Source organism: Streptomyces albireticuli, assembly GCF_021228125.1.
GTDB lineage: Bacteria > Actinomycetota > Actinomycetes > Streptomycetales > Streptomycetaceae > Streptomyces > Streptomyces albireticuli.
On the sequence record NZ_JAJQQS010000004.1, the window covers coordinates 189,911 to 208,686 of the forward strand.

An 18,776-nucleotide genomic window follows, 5' to 3' on the forward strand; every position below is an offset into this window, starting at 1 on the left:
GGGGCGGGGACTACCAGCCGCGGTTGGCGTAGCGCTCCGACTCGGGGAGGGTGTCGCAGTTGATGCCGACCATGGCCTCGCCCAGGTTGCGGGAGACGTCCGCGATGACGCTCGGGTCGTCGTAGAACGTGGTGGCCTTCACGATGGCGGCGGCGCGCTTGGCCGGGTCGCCGGACTTGAAGATGCCGGAGCCGACGAAGACGCCCTCGGCGCCCAGCTGGCGCATCAGCGCGGCGTCGGCCGGGGTGGCGACGCCACCGGCGGAGAACAGCACGACCGGCAGCTTGCCGAGCTCGGCGACCTCCTTGACGAGCTCGTACGGGGCGCGCAGCTCCTTGGCGGCGGCGAACAGCTCGTTGTTGTCGTAGCCGCGCAGACGGGCGATCTCGCCCTTGATCTGACGCAGGTGACGCACGGCCTCGACGACGTTGCCGGTACCGGCCTCGCCCTTCGAGCGGATCATGGCCGCGCCCTCGGCGATGCGGCGGAGCGCCTCGCCCAGGTTGGTGGCACCGCAGACGAAGGGGGTGGTGAAGGCCCACTTGTCGCTGTGGTTGACCTCGTCGGCCGGGGTGAGGACCTCGGACTCGTCGATGTAGTCGACACCGAGGGACTGGAGCACCTGGGCCTCGACGAAGTGGCCGATGCGGGACTTGGCCATGACCGGGATGGAGACGGCGTTGATGATGCCGTCGATCATGTCCGGGTCGGACATCCGGGCCACGCCGCCGTCCTTGCGGATGTCGGCGGGCACGCGCTCCAGGGCCATGACCGCGACCGCGCCGGCGTCCTCGGCGATCTTGGCTTCCTCCGGCGTGACGACGTCCATGATCACGCCGCCCTTGAGCTGCTCGGCCATGCCGCGCTTGACGCGTGCGGTGCCGGTCTCGGGGTTCGTGGACGTGCTGGGGACCGTGCTGGACACGTGGTGACCTCACTATCAAGGGCGGTGATGCTGCACGGTCATCCAATCCGCCGCCGGATGGGCGAAAAAAGAGCCAATTCGAGGTCAGTGGCTTGTGCGGTCCCCGAGCGCCACCGGCGGCTCGTCGTCCATCTCGAACGCCAGCGGGAACGGCGCGTGGCCCGCCAGCCGGAACCAGCGCACCACCCGGTGCTTGCGGACCGCCCGCGCGGCCCGCACCGCGTCGTTGTGGAACCGCCGCGCCATCGGCACCCGGCGCACGGCCTCCCCCAGCTCCGTCAGCGACTCCTCGCCGCCCGGCGCCTCCCGGACCGCCTCGACCTGCGGCGGCTCCGCGAACACGGCCCGCAGCGCCTGGCTCAGCTCGCTCTCGGCGACCTCCCGGTGCTCCTCCTCGGTCTGCCGGGCGGCGTGCGCGGCCTGGTAGAGGACGATCGAGGCGGCCGGGTCGAGCACCCCCGCGGTGGCGAGCTCCTGCGCGACCGACGCGCGCCGCAGCAGCTGGGCGTCGAGCGCGGCCCGCGCCGCGTCGATGCGGCTGTGCAGGCGGTCGAGACGGCCGGCGGTCCAGCTCAGGTAGACGCCGATAACGACCAGCGCGACGACGATCCAGATCAATGTGGTCACGCGAGCTCACGTTACCGCTCACCGCGTTGCCGCCGCCGCGACGGTGCCGGGGGCCTACGGGCCGCCGTAAGGGTGCGGCGGACTTCCGGACCGCCGTAAGGGTGCGGCGGGCTTCCGGACCGCCGTAAGGGTGCGGCGGGCTTCCGGACCGCCGTAAGGGTGCGGCGGGCTTCCGGACCGTGGCGGTACGAGCCCCGGCGGCCGGCCTCAGTCCCGGGCCAGGCCGAACCTCGCGCGGAAGCCCGGGCGTTCGTCCGTGGCCACCGACGCCGCGCCCGCCGTCACCGTCTCGTAGACCGCCAGGATGTCCGCGCCGACCCGCGACCAGTCGAAGCGGCGCACGTGCGCCGAGCCGCGCTCGCGCAGTTCCGCGCGGCGGTCCGGGTTGCCCAGCAGGCCCACCGCCGCCGCGGCCAGCGCGTCCGCGTCCTCGTTGGCGAACAGCTCGCCCGCCGCGCCCTTGTCGAGGACCTGCGCGAACGCGTCCAGGTCGCTCGCGAGGACGGGCGCGCCCGCCGACATCGCCTCGACGAGGATGATGCCGAACGACTCGCCCCCGGTGTTGGGCGCCACGTACACGTCCACGCTGCGCAGCAGCCGCGCCTTGTCCTCGTCGCTCACCATGCCGAGGAACTCCACCCGCCCGCGCATCTCCGCGGGCAGGCTCGCGACGGCCTCCTCCTCGTCACCGCGCCCGGCCACCAGCAGCCGGGTGCCGGGGCGCTCCGCGAGGATCTTCGGGAGGGCGCGCATCAGGACCGGGAGCCCCTTGCGCGGCTCGTCGATCCGGCCGATGAAGCCGATCGTGCCGCCCTCGACCCCGCCCTGCCACTCCTTGCGGGGTTCGGCGCGGGCGAAGAAGTCCACGTCGACGCCGTTGGGGATGACGACGGCGTCCCCGCCCAGGTGCTCGACCAGCGTCCGGCGGGCGTACTCGCTCACCGCGATCCGGGCGCTGATCTTCTCCAGCGCCGGCTGGAGGATCGGATAGGCCGCGATCATCGCCCGGGAGCGGGGGTTGGAGGTGTGGAAGGTCGCCACGATCGGGCCCTGCGCCGCCCAGCAGGTCAGCAGGCCCAGCGAGGGCGAGGTCGGCTCGTGGATGTGGATGACGTCGAAGTCGCCGTCGTGCAGCCAGCGCCGCACCCGGGCGGCGGACAGGAAGCCGAAGTTCAGCCGCGCCACCGAGCCGTTGTACGGCACCGGGACGGCCCGTCCCGCCGAGACCACGAAGGGCGGCAGCGGCGTCTCGTCGTCCGCCGGCGCCAGCACCGACACCTCGTGGCCCAGCCGGATGAGGTGCTCGGCCAAGTCGCGGATGTGGAACTGCACCCCGCCGGGCACGTCCCACGAGTACGGACAGACGATCCCGATCCTCACGGCGTCCCCTCCCCGGCCTGCGGGAGGTCCGCGAGCCACAGTCGCTGGAGCATGTGCCAGTCCTGCGGGTGCTCGGCGATGCCCCCCGCGAAGGCGTCGGCCAGTCGCTGGGTCATCGCGGCGGCCTTCTCCTGCCGGGTGCCCGTCTCCGGCACCTCGACGGGCGGGTGGATCCGCCCCCGCATCACCGGCGAACTGTCGTACCAGAGCGTGACGGGCAGCAACGCCGCCCCGGTCTGTACCGCCAGCATCGCGGGACCGGCGGGCATCTTGGCCGCCTCACCGAAGAACTTCACCTCGACGCCCGAGGACGACAGGTCGCGGTCGGCCACCAGGCAGACCAGCCCGCCCGCCCGCAGCCGCCGGGCGAGGGTGCCGAACGCGCTGCCGCCGGCGTGCGGCAGGACCTCCATGCCGAGCCCCTCGCGGTAGGCGACGAACCGGTCGTAGAGCGACTCGGGCTTGAGCCGCTCGGCGACGGTCGTGAAGGGCACCCCCAGCCGGGTGGTGACCCAGGCGCCCGCGAGGTCGTAGTTGCCCATGTGCGGCAGGGCCACGATGACGCCCCGCCCACTGGCCAGGCTCTCCTCCAGAAGGTGCACGCCCTCCGGCGTGAAACCGTCCCGGATCCGCTGCGGGCTCCACGCCGGCAGCCGGAAGGACTCCATCCAGTACCGCATGTACGAGCGCATGCCCGCCCGCGAGAGCCGGGCCAGCCGCCCGGGGTCCGCGTCGGGCAGCACCCGCGCGAGATTGGCCTCCAGACGCAGCACGCCCTTGCCGCGCCGCTTCCACGCGATGTCGGCGATCCGCTGTCCGAGCCTTGCGGCCACCGGCTCGGGCAGCTTCTTCACCGCGCCCCAGCCGAGCCCGTACAGCGCGTCGGTCAGCTTCTCCTTCACCCGGCCCCGCCTCCGCTCGCCGCCGCGTCGGCCTCGGCGGCCTCGCGGCGGACGGTCACCACACGCTGGACCATGGTCACCAGGCTGCCGACCGCCACGATCCACAGGGCGATGGGCAGCAGGATCTGGATGCCCGGCACCCCGAACTTGTGCAGCCCGGAGAAACCACAGGCCACCAGCGAGATCACAAGCCGCTCGGCCCGCTCGACCAGGCCGTTCACATTGACCGGAAGACCGATGGCCTCACCGCGCGCCTTGGTGTACGACACCACCTGGCCACTGGCGAGGCAGAAGATCGTCACCGCGCACAGGGTGAGGCTGTCACCGCGCCCCGCGTACCAGAGGGCGAGCCCGCCGAAGATCGCCGCGTCGGCGACCCGGTCGAGCGTGGAGTCGAGGAACGCGCCCCAGCGGCTGGAGCGGCCGAGCTGGCGGGCCATGTTGCCGTCGACCAGGTCGGAGAAGACGAACAGGGTGATGGTGACCGTGCCCCAGAAGAACTCCCCCTGGGGGTAGAAGACCAGCGCACCCGCCATCACACCGCCGGTACCGATGAGTGTCACCGCGTCGGGGCTGACGCCGAGGCGGATGAGCAGGGCGGCGAACGGCGTGAGAACACGCGTGAAGAACGCACGCGCGTACTTGTTCAGCATGGCCTTCCCGGAGGGTCGAATCGGGCCGGGTGGTCGGAAGGCCACCGGCTGGCCCATCGTAGCCAGGCGGCCGGGGCCGCCCGCGCACGCACCGCTCGCACCCCGCCCACGGCCGCCGCCTCCCCGCGCGCGCACCCGGCCGCGCGCCGCCGACGGTGCGCCGGTGGCACCACCGCGGGTCCGCCTCCGTGTGCGACGTATGGACGCAGCGTGACGACGGTGGAAAGCTCGGAGGACCGCAGGTGTCGACCGGGAGGCGCACATGGGCGAGAAGACGGGCACGTACCCAGGGGCCGCGGGCAGAGCAGTGTCGGCCGACCGGCCGAGCCACGTACGCAACGTGGTGCTGGTCGGCCACAGCGGCTCCGGCAAGACCACGCTGGTGGAGGCACTGGCGCTGGCGACGGGCGCGGTCAACCGCGCCGGCCGGGTGGAGGACGGCTGCGCGGTGTCCGACTACGACGAGATGGAGCACCGCCAGCAACGCTCGGTACAGCTCTCCCTGGTCCCCGTGGAGTGGGCCGGGATCAAGATCAATCTCTTGGACACCCCCGGCTACGCCGACTTCGTCGGGGAGCTCAGGGCCGGTCTGCGCGCCGCGGACGCGGCCCTTTTCGTGGTCTCGGCGGCCGAGGGCGCCGAGAACATCGGCGGCGCGACCCGCATGGTGTGGGAGGAGTGCGCGGCCGTCGGCATGCCCCGCGCGATCGTCATCACCCACCTGGAGGCGGCCCGCGCGGACTTCTCCGAGATGACGGAGAACTGCCGCACCGCCTTCGGCGGCGACTCCCCCGACAGCGTGCTGCCGCTCTACCTGCCGCTGCCCGGACCCGAGGGCCCGGACGGGCACCGCGGCGTGACCGGCCTGATCGGCCTCCTCTCCCAGCGCGTCTTCGACTACTCGTCCGGCGAGCGCGCCGAGCACCCGCCCTCCCCCGACCAGCTGCCGCTGATCGAGGAGGCCCGCAACCGGCTCATCGAGGGGATCATCGCCGAGAGCGAGGACGAGACCCTCATGGACCGCTATCTCGGCGGCGAGGAGATCGACGTCAAGACCCTCGTCGAGGACCTGGAGCGGGCCGTGGCACGCGGCACCTTCCACCCGGTCCTGGCCGCCGCGCCCGCCGCGGAGGGCGCCCGGCACGGGCTGGGCACCGTCGAGCTGCTGGAGCTGGTCACCGGCGGCTTCCCCACCCCGCTCGAACGGACGGTCCCGGCGGTCACCACCCCCGACGGCCGCCCCCGCGCACCCCTGGCCTGCGACCCGGCCGGCCCGCTGGCCGCGGAAGTGATCAAAACCTCCTCCGACCCCTATGTAGGCCGGATCTCCCTCGTCCGGGTCTTCTCCGGCACCCTGCGCCCGGACGAGACCGTGCACGTCTCCGGCCACGGCCTGGAGGACCGCGGCCACGAGGACCACGACGTGGACGAGCGCGTCGGTGCCCTCTCCTCGCCCTTCGGCAAACACCAGCGCCAGCTCAACCAGGCCATCGCCGGCGACATCGCCTGTGTCGCCAAGCTCACCCGCGCCGAGACCGGCGACACCCTCTCCGCCCGCGGCGAGCCCCTGCTGATGGAGCCGTGGCAGATGCCCGACCCCCTGCTGCCCGTCGCCATCCAGGCACACAGCAAGGCGGACGAGGACAAGCTCTCGCAGGGCCTCGCCCGGCTGGTCGCCGAGGACCCCACCATGCGCCTGGAGCAGAACGCCCAGACCCACCAGGTGGTCCTGTGGTGCCTGGGCGAGGCGCACCGCGACGTCGCCCTGGAACGGCTGCGCACCCGCTACGGCGTCCGCGTCGACGCCGTGCCGTACAAGGTGTCGCTGCGCGAGACCTTCGGCGCCAAGGCCGCCGGGCGCGGGCGGCACGTCAAGCAGTCCGGCGGCCACGGCCAGTACGCCATCTGCGAGATCGAGGTCGAGCCGCTGCCCGGCGGCTCCGGCATCGAGTTCGTCGACAAGGTGGTGGGCGGCGCGGTGCCCCGGCAGTTCATCCCCTCCGTGGAGAAGGGCGTCCGGGCCCAGGCGGCGCGCGGCGTCGCCGCCGGCTACCCCCTGGTCGACGTGCGGGTCACGCTCCTCGACGGCAAGGCGCACTCGGTGGACTCCTCCGACGCCGCCTTCCAGACGGCGGGCGCCCTCGCCCTGCGCGAGGCCGCCGCCGAGACCCGGATCCACCTCCTCGAACCCGTCGCGGAGGTCCGGGTCCTGGTTCCCGACGCCTACGTCGGCCCGGTGATGAGCGACCTCTCCGGGCGGCGCGGCCGGGTGGTCGGCACGGAGCAGTCCGGCGCCGGCCGCACCCTCGTACGGGCCGAGGTCCCGGAGATCGAGATCGGCCGGTACGCGGTGGACCTCCGCTCCCTGTCGCACGGCACCGGCCGGTTCTCGCGGGACTACGCCCGTCACGAGCCGATGCCCGCCCAGGTCGCCGACCGCCTCCGTGAACTACCGGAAAACGGAGCATAGTTCACATGCCGCCCGTCCCAACTCGAAGGAGACGGGCGGCTTTCCGATCTCCGGCGACAGCCGGTACCCCGCACGGATACGCTGGGCACGCGGACCAACACGTATGACACGGGCGGCCGTCGTCAGGCAGGCCGCAGGATCGGGCATGCGCGGCATTGGGGGCAGCGGTGGCAGCAGGGGACGCGTTCGACTTCAGCCCGGGCGCACAGATCCCGCTCTCGGGCACCTCGGGACAGACGGCGGCGACCCAGGCACTCGCCTCGGCCGCGTACCGCGACGGCCCGGTGGACGAGCTCCTCAAGGCCAACTCCGACTGGGCCACCTCCGAGGTCAAGCCACCCCGCATATCGCTCTTCGAGCCGAACCTCGGCGAGGCGTTCTCCCGCGCCGTCCAGCTGCGGGTCCTCGGCGGCGGCCGCAAGCCGCTGATCCAGTCCTTCGGCCTCGACCCCCAGCCCGTCGTCGAGCACTGTCTGGCGGCCAGCCGCATCCGCAAACAGCGTGACACCCGGCTCACCGTCATCATGCTCGTCTGCGGCCTCCTCTTCCTCCCCGGCGTGCTCCTCTGGCTGGGCGCCTTCCAGCTCCGCCGCTCCCTCGCCGGCGCACAGAACAAACGGGCCGGCGCCCTCGGCATGGCCCTCCTCGCCGCCCTCGCCGTCTTCGCCGTGATCTTCATGGTCAAACTGCCCTTCCACGGCTTCTGGGGCTTCTACCTCCGGGCCATGCTCATCGCCCCCCTCATCGGCGGCGTCTGGGCCAGGAACGTCTGCGAGAACACCGCCAAGGACCTCCGCGACCGCTGGACCGGCCTCCTCTCCGGCGGCGGCATCGGCGCCAAGATCCCCGAAGCCGTCCCCAAGAACCCCGGCGAGACCGCCGCCGAACGGCTCCGCCAGTCCCTGGAACGGCTCGCCGCCGAACAGCACAGCAACGTCGCCTTCTACGCCGGCCCCAAGGGCATCCTCGGCATGGGCACCCGCTGGGGCAGCTGGCAGCTCGCCGAGGAGCTCGTCCCCGCCGACCCCGACAAGGAGATCAACCCCTTCCGCAGCTGGGACGTCGTCCGCGCCATCCACGACCAGCTGCGCCTCCTGGAGCGCAGCCCCCTGCACACCGGAGGATTCCCCACCCCCTCCGTCGAGCACTGGGTCGTCTCCCCCGTCGGCGAGGGCGCCGGAGCCGTCTCCCGCCCCGAGGGCACCGACGGCTTCCAGATAAGGGGCGCGGAGCTCCAGAAGATCTGCAACGAACAGCAGTTCGGCGCCGGCAGCCGGCACTACCTCGGCGTCCAGTTCGTCCTCTGGGACGGCCAGCTGGTCATCACCCTCCTCATCACCGTCACCGTCCTCCACAAGACCCTGCGCATCGAGGTCACCGGCCACGCCCTCGGCCCCGTCCACGGCCTCTTCATGGGCAAGCCCTCCCCCCGCACCAAGACCGTCACCAAGACCGTCAAGTTCTGGGAGACCAAGACCCGCAAGCTGTCGATCGTCCCCGCCAAGGAGGTCGTCCGGCTCGCCGCCCGCGCCCCCCTCACCTGGTACCCGCCCCTCCTGGAGTACTGGGGCGGCAAGCTCGTCCTGCCCGAGCCCTTCGGCCTCCGCCACGCCTGGGCCGACAAGCCCTGGCGACACCGCTTCATGGCCGACGACGCCCTGCGCGCCACCACCCCCGTCCTCCGCGTCGTCCACGAGGCCGCCCTGCGCGTCCTCGCCGAGAACGGCGTGAACACCGAGCGCTTCGCCGGCCGCGCGATGTCCCTCAGCGGCGCCGTCCAGGACCCCAAGCCCGGCCAGGCAGACGTCTACAACGCCTGACGACCGGCCCGGAACGCCCGACGACCGGCCGGGTCGGACGACCGGACACCGGCTACTGGCCACCGGCCACCGGAAGGGGCCGCCGCCCGCAGGACGGCGGCCCCTTCCGGCCGGTCACTCACCTCACCTGAAGATCCCCGTGTGACCCAGCGAGTACCGGCCCGGCTGCGGATAGACCGCCAGCCCGTGCGGCCCCGACCCCACCGGGATCCGCGCGATCTGATGCCCGTCCCGGGTGTCGATGGCGTACACCTCACCGTCGTACCGCCCCGACAACCACAGCACCTTGCCGTCCGCCGACACCCCGCCCATGTCCGGACTCCCCCCGTCCGGCAGCTCCCACTTCTTCACCAGCTTGCGGCTCGGCAGATCCAGCACCGACACCGAACCCTCACCCCGGTTGGAGATGTACATCGACCGGGAGTCCCGGCTGACGTACAGCCCGTGCGCGCCCTTCCCCGTCCGCATCAGCGACGGCTCGGTGAACTTGTCCCCGTCCAGCACCCAGATCCCGTCCGCCATCATGTCCGCGACGTACCAGGTCTTACCGTCCGAGGAGATCTTCACGTCCTGCGGCATCGCCCCCTCGAACGGCAGCTTCTGCTTGGCGATCACCTTCATCCGCGCCGTGTCGACCTTCAGCAGCTCCCCCGAGAACTCGCACGAGACGATGAAGTACTTCCCGTCCGGCGAGAAGTCCGCGTGGTTCACCCCCTTGCAGTTCACCGGCTCCGTCTTCATCCGCTTCATGGTGTGCGCGTCCCGGAAGACCAGCTCCCGGTCCATCGACGCCATCACCACCGCGTACTTCCCGTCCGGCGTGAAGTAGAGGTTGTACGGATCGTGGACGTCGACCGTCTTCCCCGCCTTGCCCGTCGCCGGATCGATGGGCGTGAGGGTGTGCCCCCGGTCGTTGTTGACCCACAGCGTCTTCAGATCCCAGGACGGCACCACGTGCTGCGGCTGCCTGCCCACCGGGATCGTCTCGATGACCTTGTACGTCTTCGGATCGATCACACTGACCGTGTCCGACTCGGTGTTGGGCACGTACACCCGCGACGGGAAGCCCTTCACCACCGGCGACAGGGCGTTCGGCCGGTCCGCCGCGTACAGGTCGTTCGGATCGAGCAGCGGCGGCATCCCCGGCAGGCCTGCCGGAGCGGCACCTGCCTTACGGGTCCCGGTCTCACGGGCGGTACCGCCGTCCGCGTCGTCACCCGAACCGCCGCAGCCGGACGCCAGCAGGACGCCCGCGGCGGCGAACAACAGGGCGCGGCGGACCCGGCGCAGCCGTGACCGGCCGGAACGCACGGGCAGCCGGTCTCGGGAGGACCGGGAGGACTGGATCGAGGACTGGCTCATCGGGTCAGCAGCTCCGTTGTCGTCACCGCGCGCAGACCGCGCCGGTGCAGGCCGTCGAGGATCGCGGGCAGCGCGGCGACCGTGCCGGCGTGCCCGAAGTGCAGGCTCACCACCGACCCCGGCCGCACCGCGCCCAGCACCGTACGCCGGACCGCCTCCGCGCCCGGGTCGGTGTGGTCGAGGGAGTCCACGTCGTACGAGAGGACGTGCGGATAACCGGCCTGACGCGCGAGCCGGACCACCCGCTCGGTGGCGAGCCGGGCCCGCGACGGCCGGAACCACCGGCCGATCCCGCCCGTCAGCCCGCGCAGCCGCTCCGCACACTGGACGATCTCGGCACGGGCCGCACGCTCACCCATCTTGCAGATGTCCAGATGGCGCATCGTGTGATTGCCCAGCTCGTGCCCCCCGTCGAGAACCCGGCGCGCCATCCGCGGCTCGGCGTCCAGCCAGGAACCGACCGCCAGCACGGTCACCCGCGCCCCGGCCCGCTCGGCCTCGGCCAGCAGCGCGGTGACACCCTTCGGGTCACCCTGCCCATGAAAGGTGAGCGCTACGGCGGATCCCTCGCGGGGCCCGTACTCGATCTGCGGGGGCAGCAGGGGCGGCAGCGGGGGCAGGGCGGACGCACCGGGGGCCACGGGCCCCACGAGCGAGGGGGCCGGCGCCCGGGAGACCCGGGGAAGGGAAGCCGAAGGAGAGGAGACGGGCGAGGACGCGGCCGCCCCGCCGGGCGGCGCGGGCGCCCGCGCGGACGGGTCCGCCGCGCGGACCTCGCCCCCATCGGACCGGCCGCAGCCGACGGCGCCCGCCCCGGCGAGGGCACCGGCCGCGGCCGCGCGCAGCACGGTGCGGCGGTGAAGGAAAGTCACCGCACCATTAGAGCTGCTCTTTATTAAGGCTTGGGGATATTTGCCCTTTTTCGTCTCACGCGTGTCCCGCGTACGCGGGGGCGGAGGGGGCCGCTACGCCCCGGGCCAGACGTCCGCGAGCATCTTGCGGGTGTCGGCGAGCAGTTGGGGCAGCACCTTGGTGTGGCCCACCACCGGCATGAAATTGGTGTCGCCGCCCCAGCGGGGAACGATGTGCTGGTGGAGGTGCGCGGCGATCCCGGCCCCGGCGGCCTGCCCCTGGTTCATCCCGATGTTGAACCCGTGCGCCCCGGACGCCTTGCGGAGCGCGGTCATGGCCCGCTTGGTGAAGTCCGCCAGCTCGGCCGTCTCGGGCCCGTCCAGCTCCGTGTAGTCGGCGACGTGCCGGAACGGGACGACCATGAGGTGGCCGCCGTTGTACGGATAGAGGTTCAGCACCGCGTAGACGTGCTCGCCCCGGGCGACGATCAGCCCGTCCTCGTCACTCTTGGCCGGAATCGAACAGAACGGACAGCCGTCGTCGGCACCCGGGCCACTGGGCTTGTTCTCACCCTGGATGTACGCCATCCGGTGGGGCGTCCACAGGCGCTGGAACGCGTCCGGTGCGCCGACTCCGATCTGCTGCTCCGGCTCAGTCGTCATGGTGAGCAGCATATTCCCCGTGTGGGTGAGGATGCGCCGAGGGGCGGCCCTGATGGGCCGCCCCTCGGGAACCCCGCACAGGCGGGAAACGGATCACACCTGGACGCGACGCTCCACGACATCGACGAGCTTGGCGATCGCCTCGTCACGGGCGATCCCGTTCTCCTGCGACCCGTCCCGGTAGCGGAAGGACACCGTGCCGGCCGCCATGTCGTCGTCACCAACGATGATCATGAACGGAACCTTGGCCTTCTGGTGGTTCCTGATCTTCTTCTGCATACGGTCCGACGAGGAGTCGACCTCGACCCGCAGGCCCTTCTTCTTCGCGTCGGCCGCGAACTCCTGAAGGTAGTCGACGTGGGCGTCGCCGATCGGGATGCCGACCGCCTGGACCGGGGCCAGCCACGCCGGGAACGCGCCCGCGTAGTGCTCCAGCAGGACCGCGAAGAACCGCTCGATCGAACCGAACAGGGCGCGGTGGATCATGACCGGGCGCTGCTTGGTGCCGTCGGCGCCGGTGTACTCCAGGTCGAAGCGCTCGGGCAGGTTGAAGTCGAGCTGAATGGTCGACATCTGCCACGTACGGCCGATCGCGTCCTTGGCCTGGACCGAGATCTTCGGGCCGTAGAAGGCGGCGCCGCCCGGGTCGGCGACCAGTTCGAGGCCCTGCTTCTCGGCCACCTTGCGCAGGGTTTCGGTGGCCTCTTCCCACGCCTCGTCGGAACCGACGAACTTCTCCGGGTCCTTGGTGGACAGCTCCAGGTAGAAGTCGTTCAGACCGTAGTCGCGCAGCAGGTCGAGGACGAAGGTCAGCGTCGTGTCGAGCTCCTCCGCCATCTGCTCGCGAGTGCAGTAGATGTGCGCGTCGTCCTGCGTGAAGCCACGGGCACGGGTCAGGCCGTGCACGACGCCCGACTTCTCGTACCGGTACACGGTGCCGAACTCGAACAGACGCAGCGGCAGCTCACGGTACGAACGCCCGCGCGCGTCGAAGATCAGGTTGTGCATCGGGCAGTTCATGGGCTTCAGGTAATAGTCCGTGCCCTCGTCGAGCTGCATGGGCGGGTACATGCCGTCGGCGTACCAGTCCAGGTGGCCGGACTTCTCGAAAAGCTTGCCCTTGGTCGCGTGCGGCGTGTAGACGAACTCGTAGCCGCTCTCCTCGTGACGCCGGCGCGAGTAGTCCTCCATCACCCGGCGGATAATGCCGCCCTTGGGGTGAAAGACCGCCAGACCCGAACCGATCTCCTCGGGGATGGAGAAGAGGTCCAGCTCGGAGCCCAGGCGGCGGTGGTCGCGCTTCTCCGCCTCGGCCAGGAACTCCAGGTGCGCCTTCAGCTCGTCCTTGGTCGGCCACGCGGTGCCGTAGATGCGCTGGAGCTGCTTGTTCTTCTCGCTGCCGCGCCAGTAGGCCGACGCGTTCCTCATGAGCTTGAACGCCGGGATGAACCGCGTCGTCGGCAGGTGCGGGCCGCGGCACAGGTCCGACCAGCAGGTCTCGCCGGTCTTCGGGTCCAGGTTGTCGTAGATGGTCAGCTCGCCGGCGCCCACCTCGACGTCCGCGCCGTCGGCGTGCGAGGCCGAGCCCTTGAGGCCGATGAGCTCCAGCTTGTAGGGCTCGTCGGCGAGCTCCTCGCGCGCCGCCTCGTCGGTCACCACGCGGCGGGAGAACTTCTGCCCGCGCTTCTGGATCTCCTGCATCCGCTTCTCGATGGCCTTGAGGTCATCGGGGTGGAAGGGCTTCTCGACGTCGAAGTCGTAGTAGAAGCCGTCCTTGACCGGCGGGCCGATGCCCAGCTTGGCCTCGGGGAAGAGCTCCTGCACGGCCTGGGCCATGACGTGGGCCGTCGAGTGGCGCAGGATGTTCAGGCCGTCCTCGGAGGAGATCTCGACCGGCTCGACCTCCTCGCCGTCGAGCACGACGTACGCGAGGTCCTTGAGCTCGCCCGCGATGCGTGCGGCCACGACGGTGCGCTCCCCGGCGAACAGGTCGGCGGCAGTAGTGCCCGTCGTCACCACGCGCTCTTCCCGCTCGGAATCGCGATGGATGATCACACGGACGTCCGACACCGGTCTCTCCTGACTCAGGGGGTCGCGCGGGCGGATGCCGCGCGCCTGAATCGTACCGAGCCCGGCCCCTTGGTCGCGAAACGGTTGCGTCGCGCTCCCGGCGGGCGCCGGACGCGCCGCCGCGCGGGGCCTCGGCAAGGTCCCGGGTCAGCCGTCGGACCCGTCGTCGCCGCCGGTGTCCTGGAAGAGGTCCAGGTTCTCGTGGAGCGACTTCAGCAGGCGGTCCCGCTCGGCCTCGTCCACCTGCACGGGCGTGACGTCGCAGGCCTCCGCCAGCCGCCGGAAGCCGGCCCGGCTCTCCAGCCGGCCGGTGACCCGGACCGGGACGCCGACGAGGTGGGCGTGGCCCGCGATGCGGTAGTCGTCCTCGCCGAGGGCGACCCGTACCTGGGGGACCTCCGCTCCGTCGAGGACCCGGAGCCGCACCACGCCGGGCCCGGCGGGGTCGTCCCGCCGCATGCGCACCACGGCGCCCGTGAGCCGCACGGGCACCGAGGGTTCGTCGCGTATGTAGCGGGCGCCGGCCTCCCGGAGCGCGGGGAGGTCGCCGGGGGTGAACTCCACGGGCTCGGGACGCGCGGCGAAGCCCTCGGGCGGGCCGGCGACCGGGGACCAGTGCAGGGTGACGCGGATGCCCGCCGAGCCGCGGAGGAGGGTGCCGAGGGCCTCGGTGAGCTCCTGGCAGACACCGTCCTCGACCGCCGCCGCGAAGGCGTCCCGGCCTCCTGTCGCGCGCTGGTGGTCCGTGGCGTCGCGGGCGGCGTACAGGGCGCGCAGCAGGGTGGTGGTGACCGTCCGGCCGGAGGGCTCCGGTCCGGGGCCGCCGGGGCCCACGGGCAGGAAGACGGTGAGCTCCCGGCCGCCGGGGGCGGGGCCGGCGAGGAGGCCGTCGAGGACCGCCTCGGCGGGGCGGCGGTGGCGGGCCCCGTGGTAGCCGGCGCGGTCGTGGGCGGCGAGGGCGGCGGCCAGGAGCAGGGCGCGGGCGCCTGCCCGCAGGCGTTCCTGGGCGGCCCAGGCAGCGGCCGGGACGGCGGGTTCGGGTACGTCCCGGGTCCAGTGGATCTCGTCGCCGGGCACGCGCAGCGACAGCAGGATGTCGCGGGCCGACGGGGCGGGGCTGCGCTCCAGTGCGGTGAGGGCTTCGGCGAGCAGGTCGGCGCTGTCGGGGAAGGAGCGGCTCGCGGGGAGGAGGAGGCTGGTGCCGCCGCCTTCGGGCGGGGTCCAGCGGCTGTAGGAGGTGCCGGGGCTCCCGCCGCGCCGCCGCCAGCCGTGGCGGGCGAGCAGGGCGCCCAGGACCAGGGGGTCGGCCTGCTCGGGGGCGGGGGTGCGGCCGGGTCGTACGGGCTCGTGTGGCGGCCGGTGCATCAGGGTCTCCCTCCCGCTCCGACCCGCGTCATGATCTCGCAGAGCGCGCGGTCGTCGAAGACGCGTGCGGTCGGGATCCGCACGGTGGTCCTGCGTCTGCCGGTCACGGGGTGGCCTGCGAGGTTGGTCCAGTAGCAGCAGTGCCTCAGTTCGAGGCGGTCGTGGCCGGCGCGCAGCCAGTCGTCGCGGGCGCGCGGGACGATCATCACGACGAGGATCTTGTGGACCGAGACGGGGGTGCGGGCGAGCTTGGCCAGGTGGTCGTTGTCGAGGGTGAAGGAGAAGGTGGGCCCGGTGGGGCCGGGGGTGAGCTGGTAGGTGCTCTTGAGCTGCACCTTGATGGTGACTTCGTCGTCGATGCCATGGCCGCCGGGGGCGGTGTGGCTGATGTGCCAGTCGATGCCGTAGTCGGGGAACGGCTGGGCCAGTGAGCAGCCCGCCGCGGCGGCGACGGCGTGCAGATAGCCGACCTGGAGCGTCTCCATGCAGGCGGTGGTGGCGAGCGCGCCGCGCGGTGGGGCGGTCCGCCCGGGCAGCAGCCCGCTCGGTTCGGGGCGCGGGAACGCCATGTCCGAATCCCTCCGGGCGTCAGGACCTTCGGTCCGTACACATGTGTTGTCTCCTTTGCAACTCCACTGCAAACAAAGGCGGTTCGCCGGGTGCGCGGGCCGGGTATCACCTGGCCGGGAGGGCGGAATCACGCCAGTTCCCTGGCAAGCGCGAGGAGTTGGGACATGTGCTGGTTCGAGGGGCCGCTCACCGCGTTCGACACCGAGACCACCGGGGTGGACGTCGAGCGTGACCGGATCGTGTCGGCGGCGCTGGTGGTGCAGTCGTCGGCGGGGGCGCAGCCGATCACGACGCGGTGGCTGGTGAACCCGGGGGTGCCGGTGCCACCGGGGGCGACGGCGATACACGGTCTGACGGACGAGCACCTCCAGCGGCAGGGGCGGTGGCCGGCGCCGGTGATGGAGGAGGTGGCGCGGGCGCTGGCGGGGCACGCGGCGCGTGGGATACCCCTGGTGGTGATGAACGCGCCGTTCGATCTGACGCTGCTGGACCGTGAGTTGCGGCGGCACCGGGCGTCGACGCTGGCGGATTATCTGGCGGCCGCTCCGCTGTGCGTGCTGGACCCCTGGGTGCTGGACAAGCATCTGGACCGGTACCGGAAGGGCCGGCGGACGCTTTCGGACCTGAGCGCGCAGTACGGGGTGGAGCTGGCGGGGGCGCACGACGCGGGTGCGGACGCGCTGGCGGCGCTGGAGGTCGTCCGGGCGGTGGGGCGCCGGTTCGCGGAGCGGCTGGAGCGGCTGAGCCCGGCGGAGCTGCACGCGCGGCAGGCGGTGTGGCACGCGGCGCAGGCGCGGGGGCTCCAGGCGTGGTTCGCGCGGAACGGTACGGAGGAGGCGTGCGATCCGGCGTGGCCGCTGCGGCCGGCGATGCCGGCGGCGGCGTGAGCGGGTGAGCGGGGTGAGCGGCGGCCGGTCGTTCTTCCTTTTCGCGTTCTTGGGGTGGAACGCGCAAGGCCGGTCCGTCTGCTGACGGACCGGCCTTGCCGGGGTGGGCGATACTGGGATCGAACCAGTGACCCCTTCGGTGTGAACGAAGTGCTCTCCCGCTGAGCTAATCGCCCGGGTCTGTCCCCGGGGTTTCCCCCGGCAACGCACTGAACAATACAGGCCCTGGCACCGCCGCATCAAATTCCTTCCTCGTGGGGTGCCAGCCGGGCCCGGAGTCCGCGCCGGGCGCCGCGCATCATCCAGGTGTGGTTGGCGCGCAGGAGGGGGCGGGCGGGGAGGGCGAGGAGGCGGAGGAGGGGCCGGTGGACCTCGACGGCCTGTTCGTAGCGGAGGTGGGTGCCGGTGGGGTGGCGGGGCAGGACGGTCCAGCGGGCCCAGCCCTCGACGTCGCCGGTCAGGGTGACCTCCAGGACGCGGGCCTCGGGGTCCCGGCGGCCGGCGCGGACGGTGACGGTGAGCTCGTAGGGAAGGAAGGAGCGGATGCGGGCGGTGCCGGATTCCGGGGCGTCCGGGCCGGTGCCGGTGCGGGTGACCTGGCGTATCTGGGGCCACCATGCCGGGTAGTCGTCGGGGGCCCCGAGGCAGGCGTAGACGGTGGCGGGGGCCACGGCGAGGTCCCACTCGCTGCGGAAGCGGTAGTGGTGGCGGCCGGTCCGGGAGGTGCGGGGTTCGACGGTCACGGCTTCAGGGCACACAAAAAACCGGCGGTCCGCAAGGGGTGTTCCTTACGGACCGCCGGTTTCGACGTGGGCGATACTGGGATCGAACCAGTGACCTCTTCGGTGTGAACGAAGCGCTCTCCCGCTGAGCTAATCGCCCGGGCGCACCGCAAACATTACCGCATGTCAGACGGTGTCCCGAACCATGGCGGGGACCGGTCAGCGGCCGGCGTTCCACGGCATGGTCATGCCGTACTTCCAGAGGTAGACGCCGACGAGGGCCGCGACGATCACCAGGCCGACGGTGGTGAGGATGATGTTGCGGCGCCGGACGGCGGGGTCGAGGGCGCGCTGGGCGGCTTCGGTGACCTTGCGCTTGGTCCAGCGGAGGACGAGCTGGGCCCAGACGAATTCGGTGGCCCAGATCGCCATGCCGCCGAAGATGACCAGCCAGCCGGGGCCGGGCAGGGGCAGCATGATGATGCCGGCGACGACGACGGCGAGGCCGACGACGAAGACCCCGACCTGCCAGCTGACGTGGAGGGTCCGGGAGCGCTTGATGAAGTGGGGCGCGCGCGATCCGAGGGCGGGGTCCGCCGTGCCGCCGCCGTCCCCGTCGGCGGGGGCGCCGCCTCCGTCCGGGCCCGGGGTCCCGGGGGTCCCGGCCTTCGCGTCGGGCCGCCGCTCGTCACTCTCCGCATTCATACGCCCCAACCTACCGGACCGAACCGGAACTCACTGGAATGGCGGTATTAGCGGGCGAGCGGCTGGGCCGTACGAGGTATCCGAAGAGTCTCAAAACGGTCAGAGGGGTTTACAACGGCACCGTAGGTGGCATGTCGATTTCGCCGACGTGCGAATCCCCGAGCGCACACTGAGCGAAAGGCCCTGGCGCTTATGAACACCACGGTCAGCTGCGAGCTGCACTTGCGCCTCGTCGTGTCGAGTGAATCCTCACTGCCTGTCCCCGCAGGCCTGCGGTACGACACGGCCGATCCGTATGCCGTTCACGCCACCTTCCACACCGGAGCCGAGGAGACGGTGGAGTGGGTCTTCGCCAGAGATCTGCTGGCCGAAGGCCTGCATCGGCCCACCGGCACCGGAGACGTCCGTGTCTGGCCGTCCCGCAGTCACGGTCAGGGCGTCGTGTGCATCGCCCTGAGCTCCCCCGAGGGGGAGGCCCTGCTGGAGGCCCCGGCACGGGCCCTGGAGTCGTTCCTGAAGCGGACCGACGCCGCGGTGCCGCCGGGCACCGAACACCGTCACTTCGATCTGGACACCGAGCTCTCGCACATCCTCGCGGAGAGCTGAGTCCGGACGGTGTGACACCGGGCGCGCCCGCCCACTCGGGGGGTCGGGCGCGCCGACCGGCACGAAGGGCGTGGCGCGGCGGCGCCGTCGCCGCGGGTCCACCGCGGGCGACGGCGCCGTCGCGCTGCGGAGCCGCTAGAGTCGTCTCCCTGATCGAACCGATCGAACACTTGCCGCGCCACTCCAGTCGGCCAGGGA

At 72.0% G+C, this 18,776-nt stretch carries 17 protein-coding genes and 2 tRNA genes; 4 read left to right on the plus strand and 15 right to left on the minus strand.

The window, feature by feature from the left end; all coding sequences use genetic code 11:
• Positions 1-10: 10 nt before the first annotated feature.
• The 5 genes from pdxS to pgsA form a co-directional block, all read right to left on the minus strand.
• Positions 11-925, minus strand: a complete 915-nt coding sequence (gene pdxS, locus LUZ64_RS09195; RefSeq protein ID WP_095582519.1) for a pyridoxal 5'-phosphate synthase lyase subunit PdxS — start codon at positions 923-925, stop codon at positions 11-13.
• Between the two features lie 84 nt (positions 926-1,009).
• Positions 1,010-1,552 (minus strand): LemA family protein, encoded by a 543-nt coding sequence (locus LUZ64_RS09200; protein WP_095582520.1) that lies wholly within the window; start codon positions 1,550-1,552, stop codon positions 1,010-1,012.
• 207 nt (positions 1,553-1,759) lie between these two features.
• Complete coding sequence (locus LUZ64_RS09205; RefSeq protein WP_095582521.1) at positions 1,760-2,932, minus strand: glycosyltransferase family 4 protein; 1,173 nt, start codon at positions 2,930-2,932, stop codon at positions 1,760-1,762.
• The gene (locus tag LUZ64_RS09210) at positions 2,929-3,834 is read right to left on the minus strand and encodes a phosphatidylinositol mannoside acyltransferase (RefSeq protein WP_095582522.1); all 906 of its coding nucleotides are present in this window, start codon (positions 3,832-3,834) and stop codon (positions 2,929-2,931) included. Before LUZ64_RS09210 ends, LUZ64_RS09205 begins: the two co-directional genes overlap by 4 nt.
• Positions 3,831-4,487, minus strand: coding sequence for a phosphatidylinositol phosphate synthase (gene pgsA / locus LUZ64_RS09215; RefSeq protein ID WP_095582523.1), 657 nt, complete (start codon positions 4,485-4,487; stop codon positions 3,831-3,833). The genes LUZ64_RS09210 and pgsA overlap by 4 nt, the downstream gene beginning before the upstream one ends.
• 262 nt (positions 4,488-4,749) lie before the next feature.
• Here pgsA and LUZ64_RS09220 point away from each other — a divergent pair, with 262 nt between their 5' ends.
• Both LUZ64_RS09220 and LUZ64_RS09225 read left to right on the plus strand, forming a co-directional pair.
• A complete protein-coding gene (locus LUZ64_RS09220; RefSeq protein WP_095582524.1) occupies positions 4,750-6,957 on the plus strand; it encodes an elongation factor G-like protein EF-G2 in 2,208 nt (735 codons plus the stop codon).
• Positions 6,958-7,124: 167 nt separating this feature from the next.
• On the plus strand, positions 7,125-8,777 hold the full coding sequence (locus LUZ64_RS09225; protein WP_095582525.1) for an AbeC-like domain-containing protein: 1,653 nt from the start codon (positions 7,125-7,127) through the stop codon (positions 8,775-8,777).
• Between the two features lie 123 nt (positions 8,778-8,900).
• Here LUZ64_RS09225 and LUZ64_RS09230 read toward each other — a convergent pair whose 3' ends face one another.
• The 6 genes from LUZ64_RS09230 to LUZ64_RS09255 form a co-directional block, all read right to left on the minus strand.
• Positions 8,901-10,139: a YncE family protein gene (locus tag LUZ64_RS09230; protein ID WP_211305081.1), complete on the minus strand. Its 1,239-nt coding sequence runs from the start codon at positions 10,137-10,139 to the stop codon at positions 8,901-8,903.
• Positions 10,136-11,011, minus strand: a complete 876-nt coding sequence (locus tag LUZ64_RS09235) for a polysaccharide deacetylase family protein (protein WP_232390220.1) — start codon at positions 11,009-11,011, stop codon at positions 10,136-10,138. The genes LUZ64_RS09230 and LUZ64_RS09235 overlap by 4 nt, the downstream gene beginning before the upstream one ends.
• Positions 11,012-11,104: 93 nt before the next feature.
• Positions 11,105-11,665, minus strand: coding sequence for an HIT family protein (locus tag LUZ64_RS09240; protein WP_095581081.1), 561 nt, complete (start codon positions 11,663-11,665; stop codon positions 11,105-11,107).
• An 81-nt stretch (positions 11,666-11,746) separates the two neighbouring features.
• Positions 11,747-13,723: a threonine--tRNA ligase gene (gene thrS / locus LUZ64_RS09245; protein WP_095581080.1), complete on the minus strand. Its 1,977-nt coding sequence runs from the start codon at positions 13,721-13,723 to the stop codon at positions 11,747-11,749.
• A gap of 147 nt (positions 13,724-13,870) precedes the next feature.
• The gene (locus LUZ64_RS09250) at positions 13,871-15,088 is read right to left on the minus strand and encodes a hypothetical protein (RefSeq protein ID WP_095581079.1); all 1,218 of its coding nucleotides are present in this window, start codon (positions 15,086-15,088) and stop codon (positions 13,871-13,873) included.
• Positions 15,088-15,657 carry a DUF4365 domain-containing protein gene (locus tag LUZ64_RS09255; RefSeq protein ID WP_095581078.1) on the minus strand — a complete coding sequence of 190 codons (570 nt, stop codon included), beginning with the start codon at positions 15,655-15,657 and terminating at the stop codon, positions 15,088-15,090. Before LUZ64_RS09255 ends, LUZ64_RS09250 begins: the two co-directional genes overlap by 1 nt.
• Before the next feature lie 165 nt (positions 15,658-15,822).
• Between LUZ64_RS09255 and LUZ64_RS09260 the strand changes: the two genes are divergently transcribed.
• Positions 15,823-16,545 (plus strand): exonuclease domain-containing protein, encoded by a 723-nt coding sequence (locus tag LUZ64_RS09260; protein WP_095581077.1) that lies wholly within the window; start codon positions 15,823-15,825, stop codon positions 16,543-16,545.
• 104 nt (positions 16,546-16,649) lie between these two features.
• Here LUZ64_RS09260 and LUZ64_RS09265 read toward each other — a convergent pair.
• From LUZ64_RS09265 to LUZ64_RS09280, 4 genes are all read right to left on the minus strand, one after another.
• A tRNA-Val gene (locus tag LUZ64_RS09265) sits at positions 16,650-16,721 on the minus strand.
• Positions 16,722-16,784: 63 nt separating this feature from the next.
• Positions 16,785-17,288 (minus strand): SRPBCC family protein, encoded by a 504-nt coding sequence (locus tag LUZ64_RS09270; RefSeq protein WP_232390221.1) that lies wholly within the window; start codon positions 17,286-17,288, stop codon positions 16,785-16,787.
• 67 nt (positions 17,289-17,355) lie between these two features.
• Positions 17,356-17,427 (minus strand) — tRNA-Val (locus tag LUZ64_RS09275).
• A 59-nt stretch (positions 17,428-17,486) separates the two neighbouring features.
• Positions 17,487-17,972, minus strand: coding sequence for a TIGR02611 family protein (locus LUZ64_RS09280; RefSeq protein WP_095584147.1), 486 nt, complete (start codon positions 17,970-17,972; stop codon positions 17,487-17,489).
• Between the two features lie 192 nt (positions 17,973-18,164).
• Here LUZ64_RS09280 and LUZ64_RS09285 point away from each other — a divergent pair, with 192 nt between their 5' ends.
• On the plus strand, positions 18,165-18,578 hold the full coding sequence (locus tag LUZ64_RS09285) for an SsgA family sporulation/cell division regulator (protein ID WP_003959770.1): 414 nt from the start codon (positions 18,165-18,167) through the stop codon (positions 18,576-18,578).
• The last annotated feature ends 198 nt before the right edge of the window (positions 18,579-18,776 follow it).

Coding starts and splice junctions, on each gene's coding strand:
- pgsA (WP_095582523.1), bottom strand. CDS start 4,487: ATGCTGAACAAGTACGCGCGTGCGTTCTTCACGCGTGTTCTCACGCCG.
- LUZ64_RS09220 (WP_095582524.1), top strand. CDS start 4,750: ATGGGCGAGAAGACGGGCACGTACCCAGGGGCCGCGGGCAGAGCAGTG.
- LUZ64_RS09230 (WP_211305081.1), bottom strand. CDS start 10,139: ATGAGCCAGTCCTCGATCCAGTCCTCCCGGTCCTCCCGAGACCGGCTG.
- LUZ64_RS09240 (WP_095581081.1), bottom strand. CDS start 11,665: ATGCTGCTCACCATGACGACTGAGCCGGAGCAGCAGATCGGAGTCGGC.
- LUZ64_RS09250 (WP_095581079.1), bottom strand. CDS start 15,088: ATGCACCGGCCGCCACACGAGCCCGTACGACCCGGCCGCACCCCCGCC.
- LUZ64_RS09255 (WP_095581078.1), bottom strand. CDS start 15,657: ATGGCGTTCCCGCGCCCCGAACCGAGCGGGCTGCTGCCCGGGCGGACC.
- LUZ64_RS09260 (WP_095581077.1), top strand. CDS start 15,823: ATGTGCTGGTTCGAGGGGCCGCTCACCGCGTTCGACACCGAGACCACC.
- LUZ64_RS09280 (WP_095584147.1), bottom strand. CDS start 17,972: ATGAATGCGGAGAGTGACGAGCGGCGGCCCGACGCGAAGGCCGGGACC.
- LUZ64_RS09285 (WP_003959770.1), top strand. CDS start 18,165: ATGAACACCACGGTCAGCTGCGAGCTGCACTTGCGCCTCGTCGTGTCG.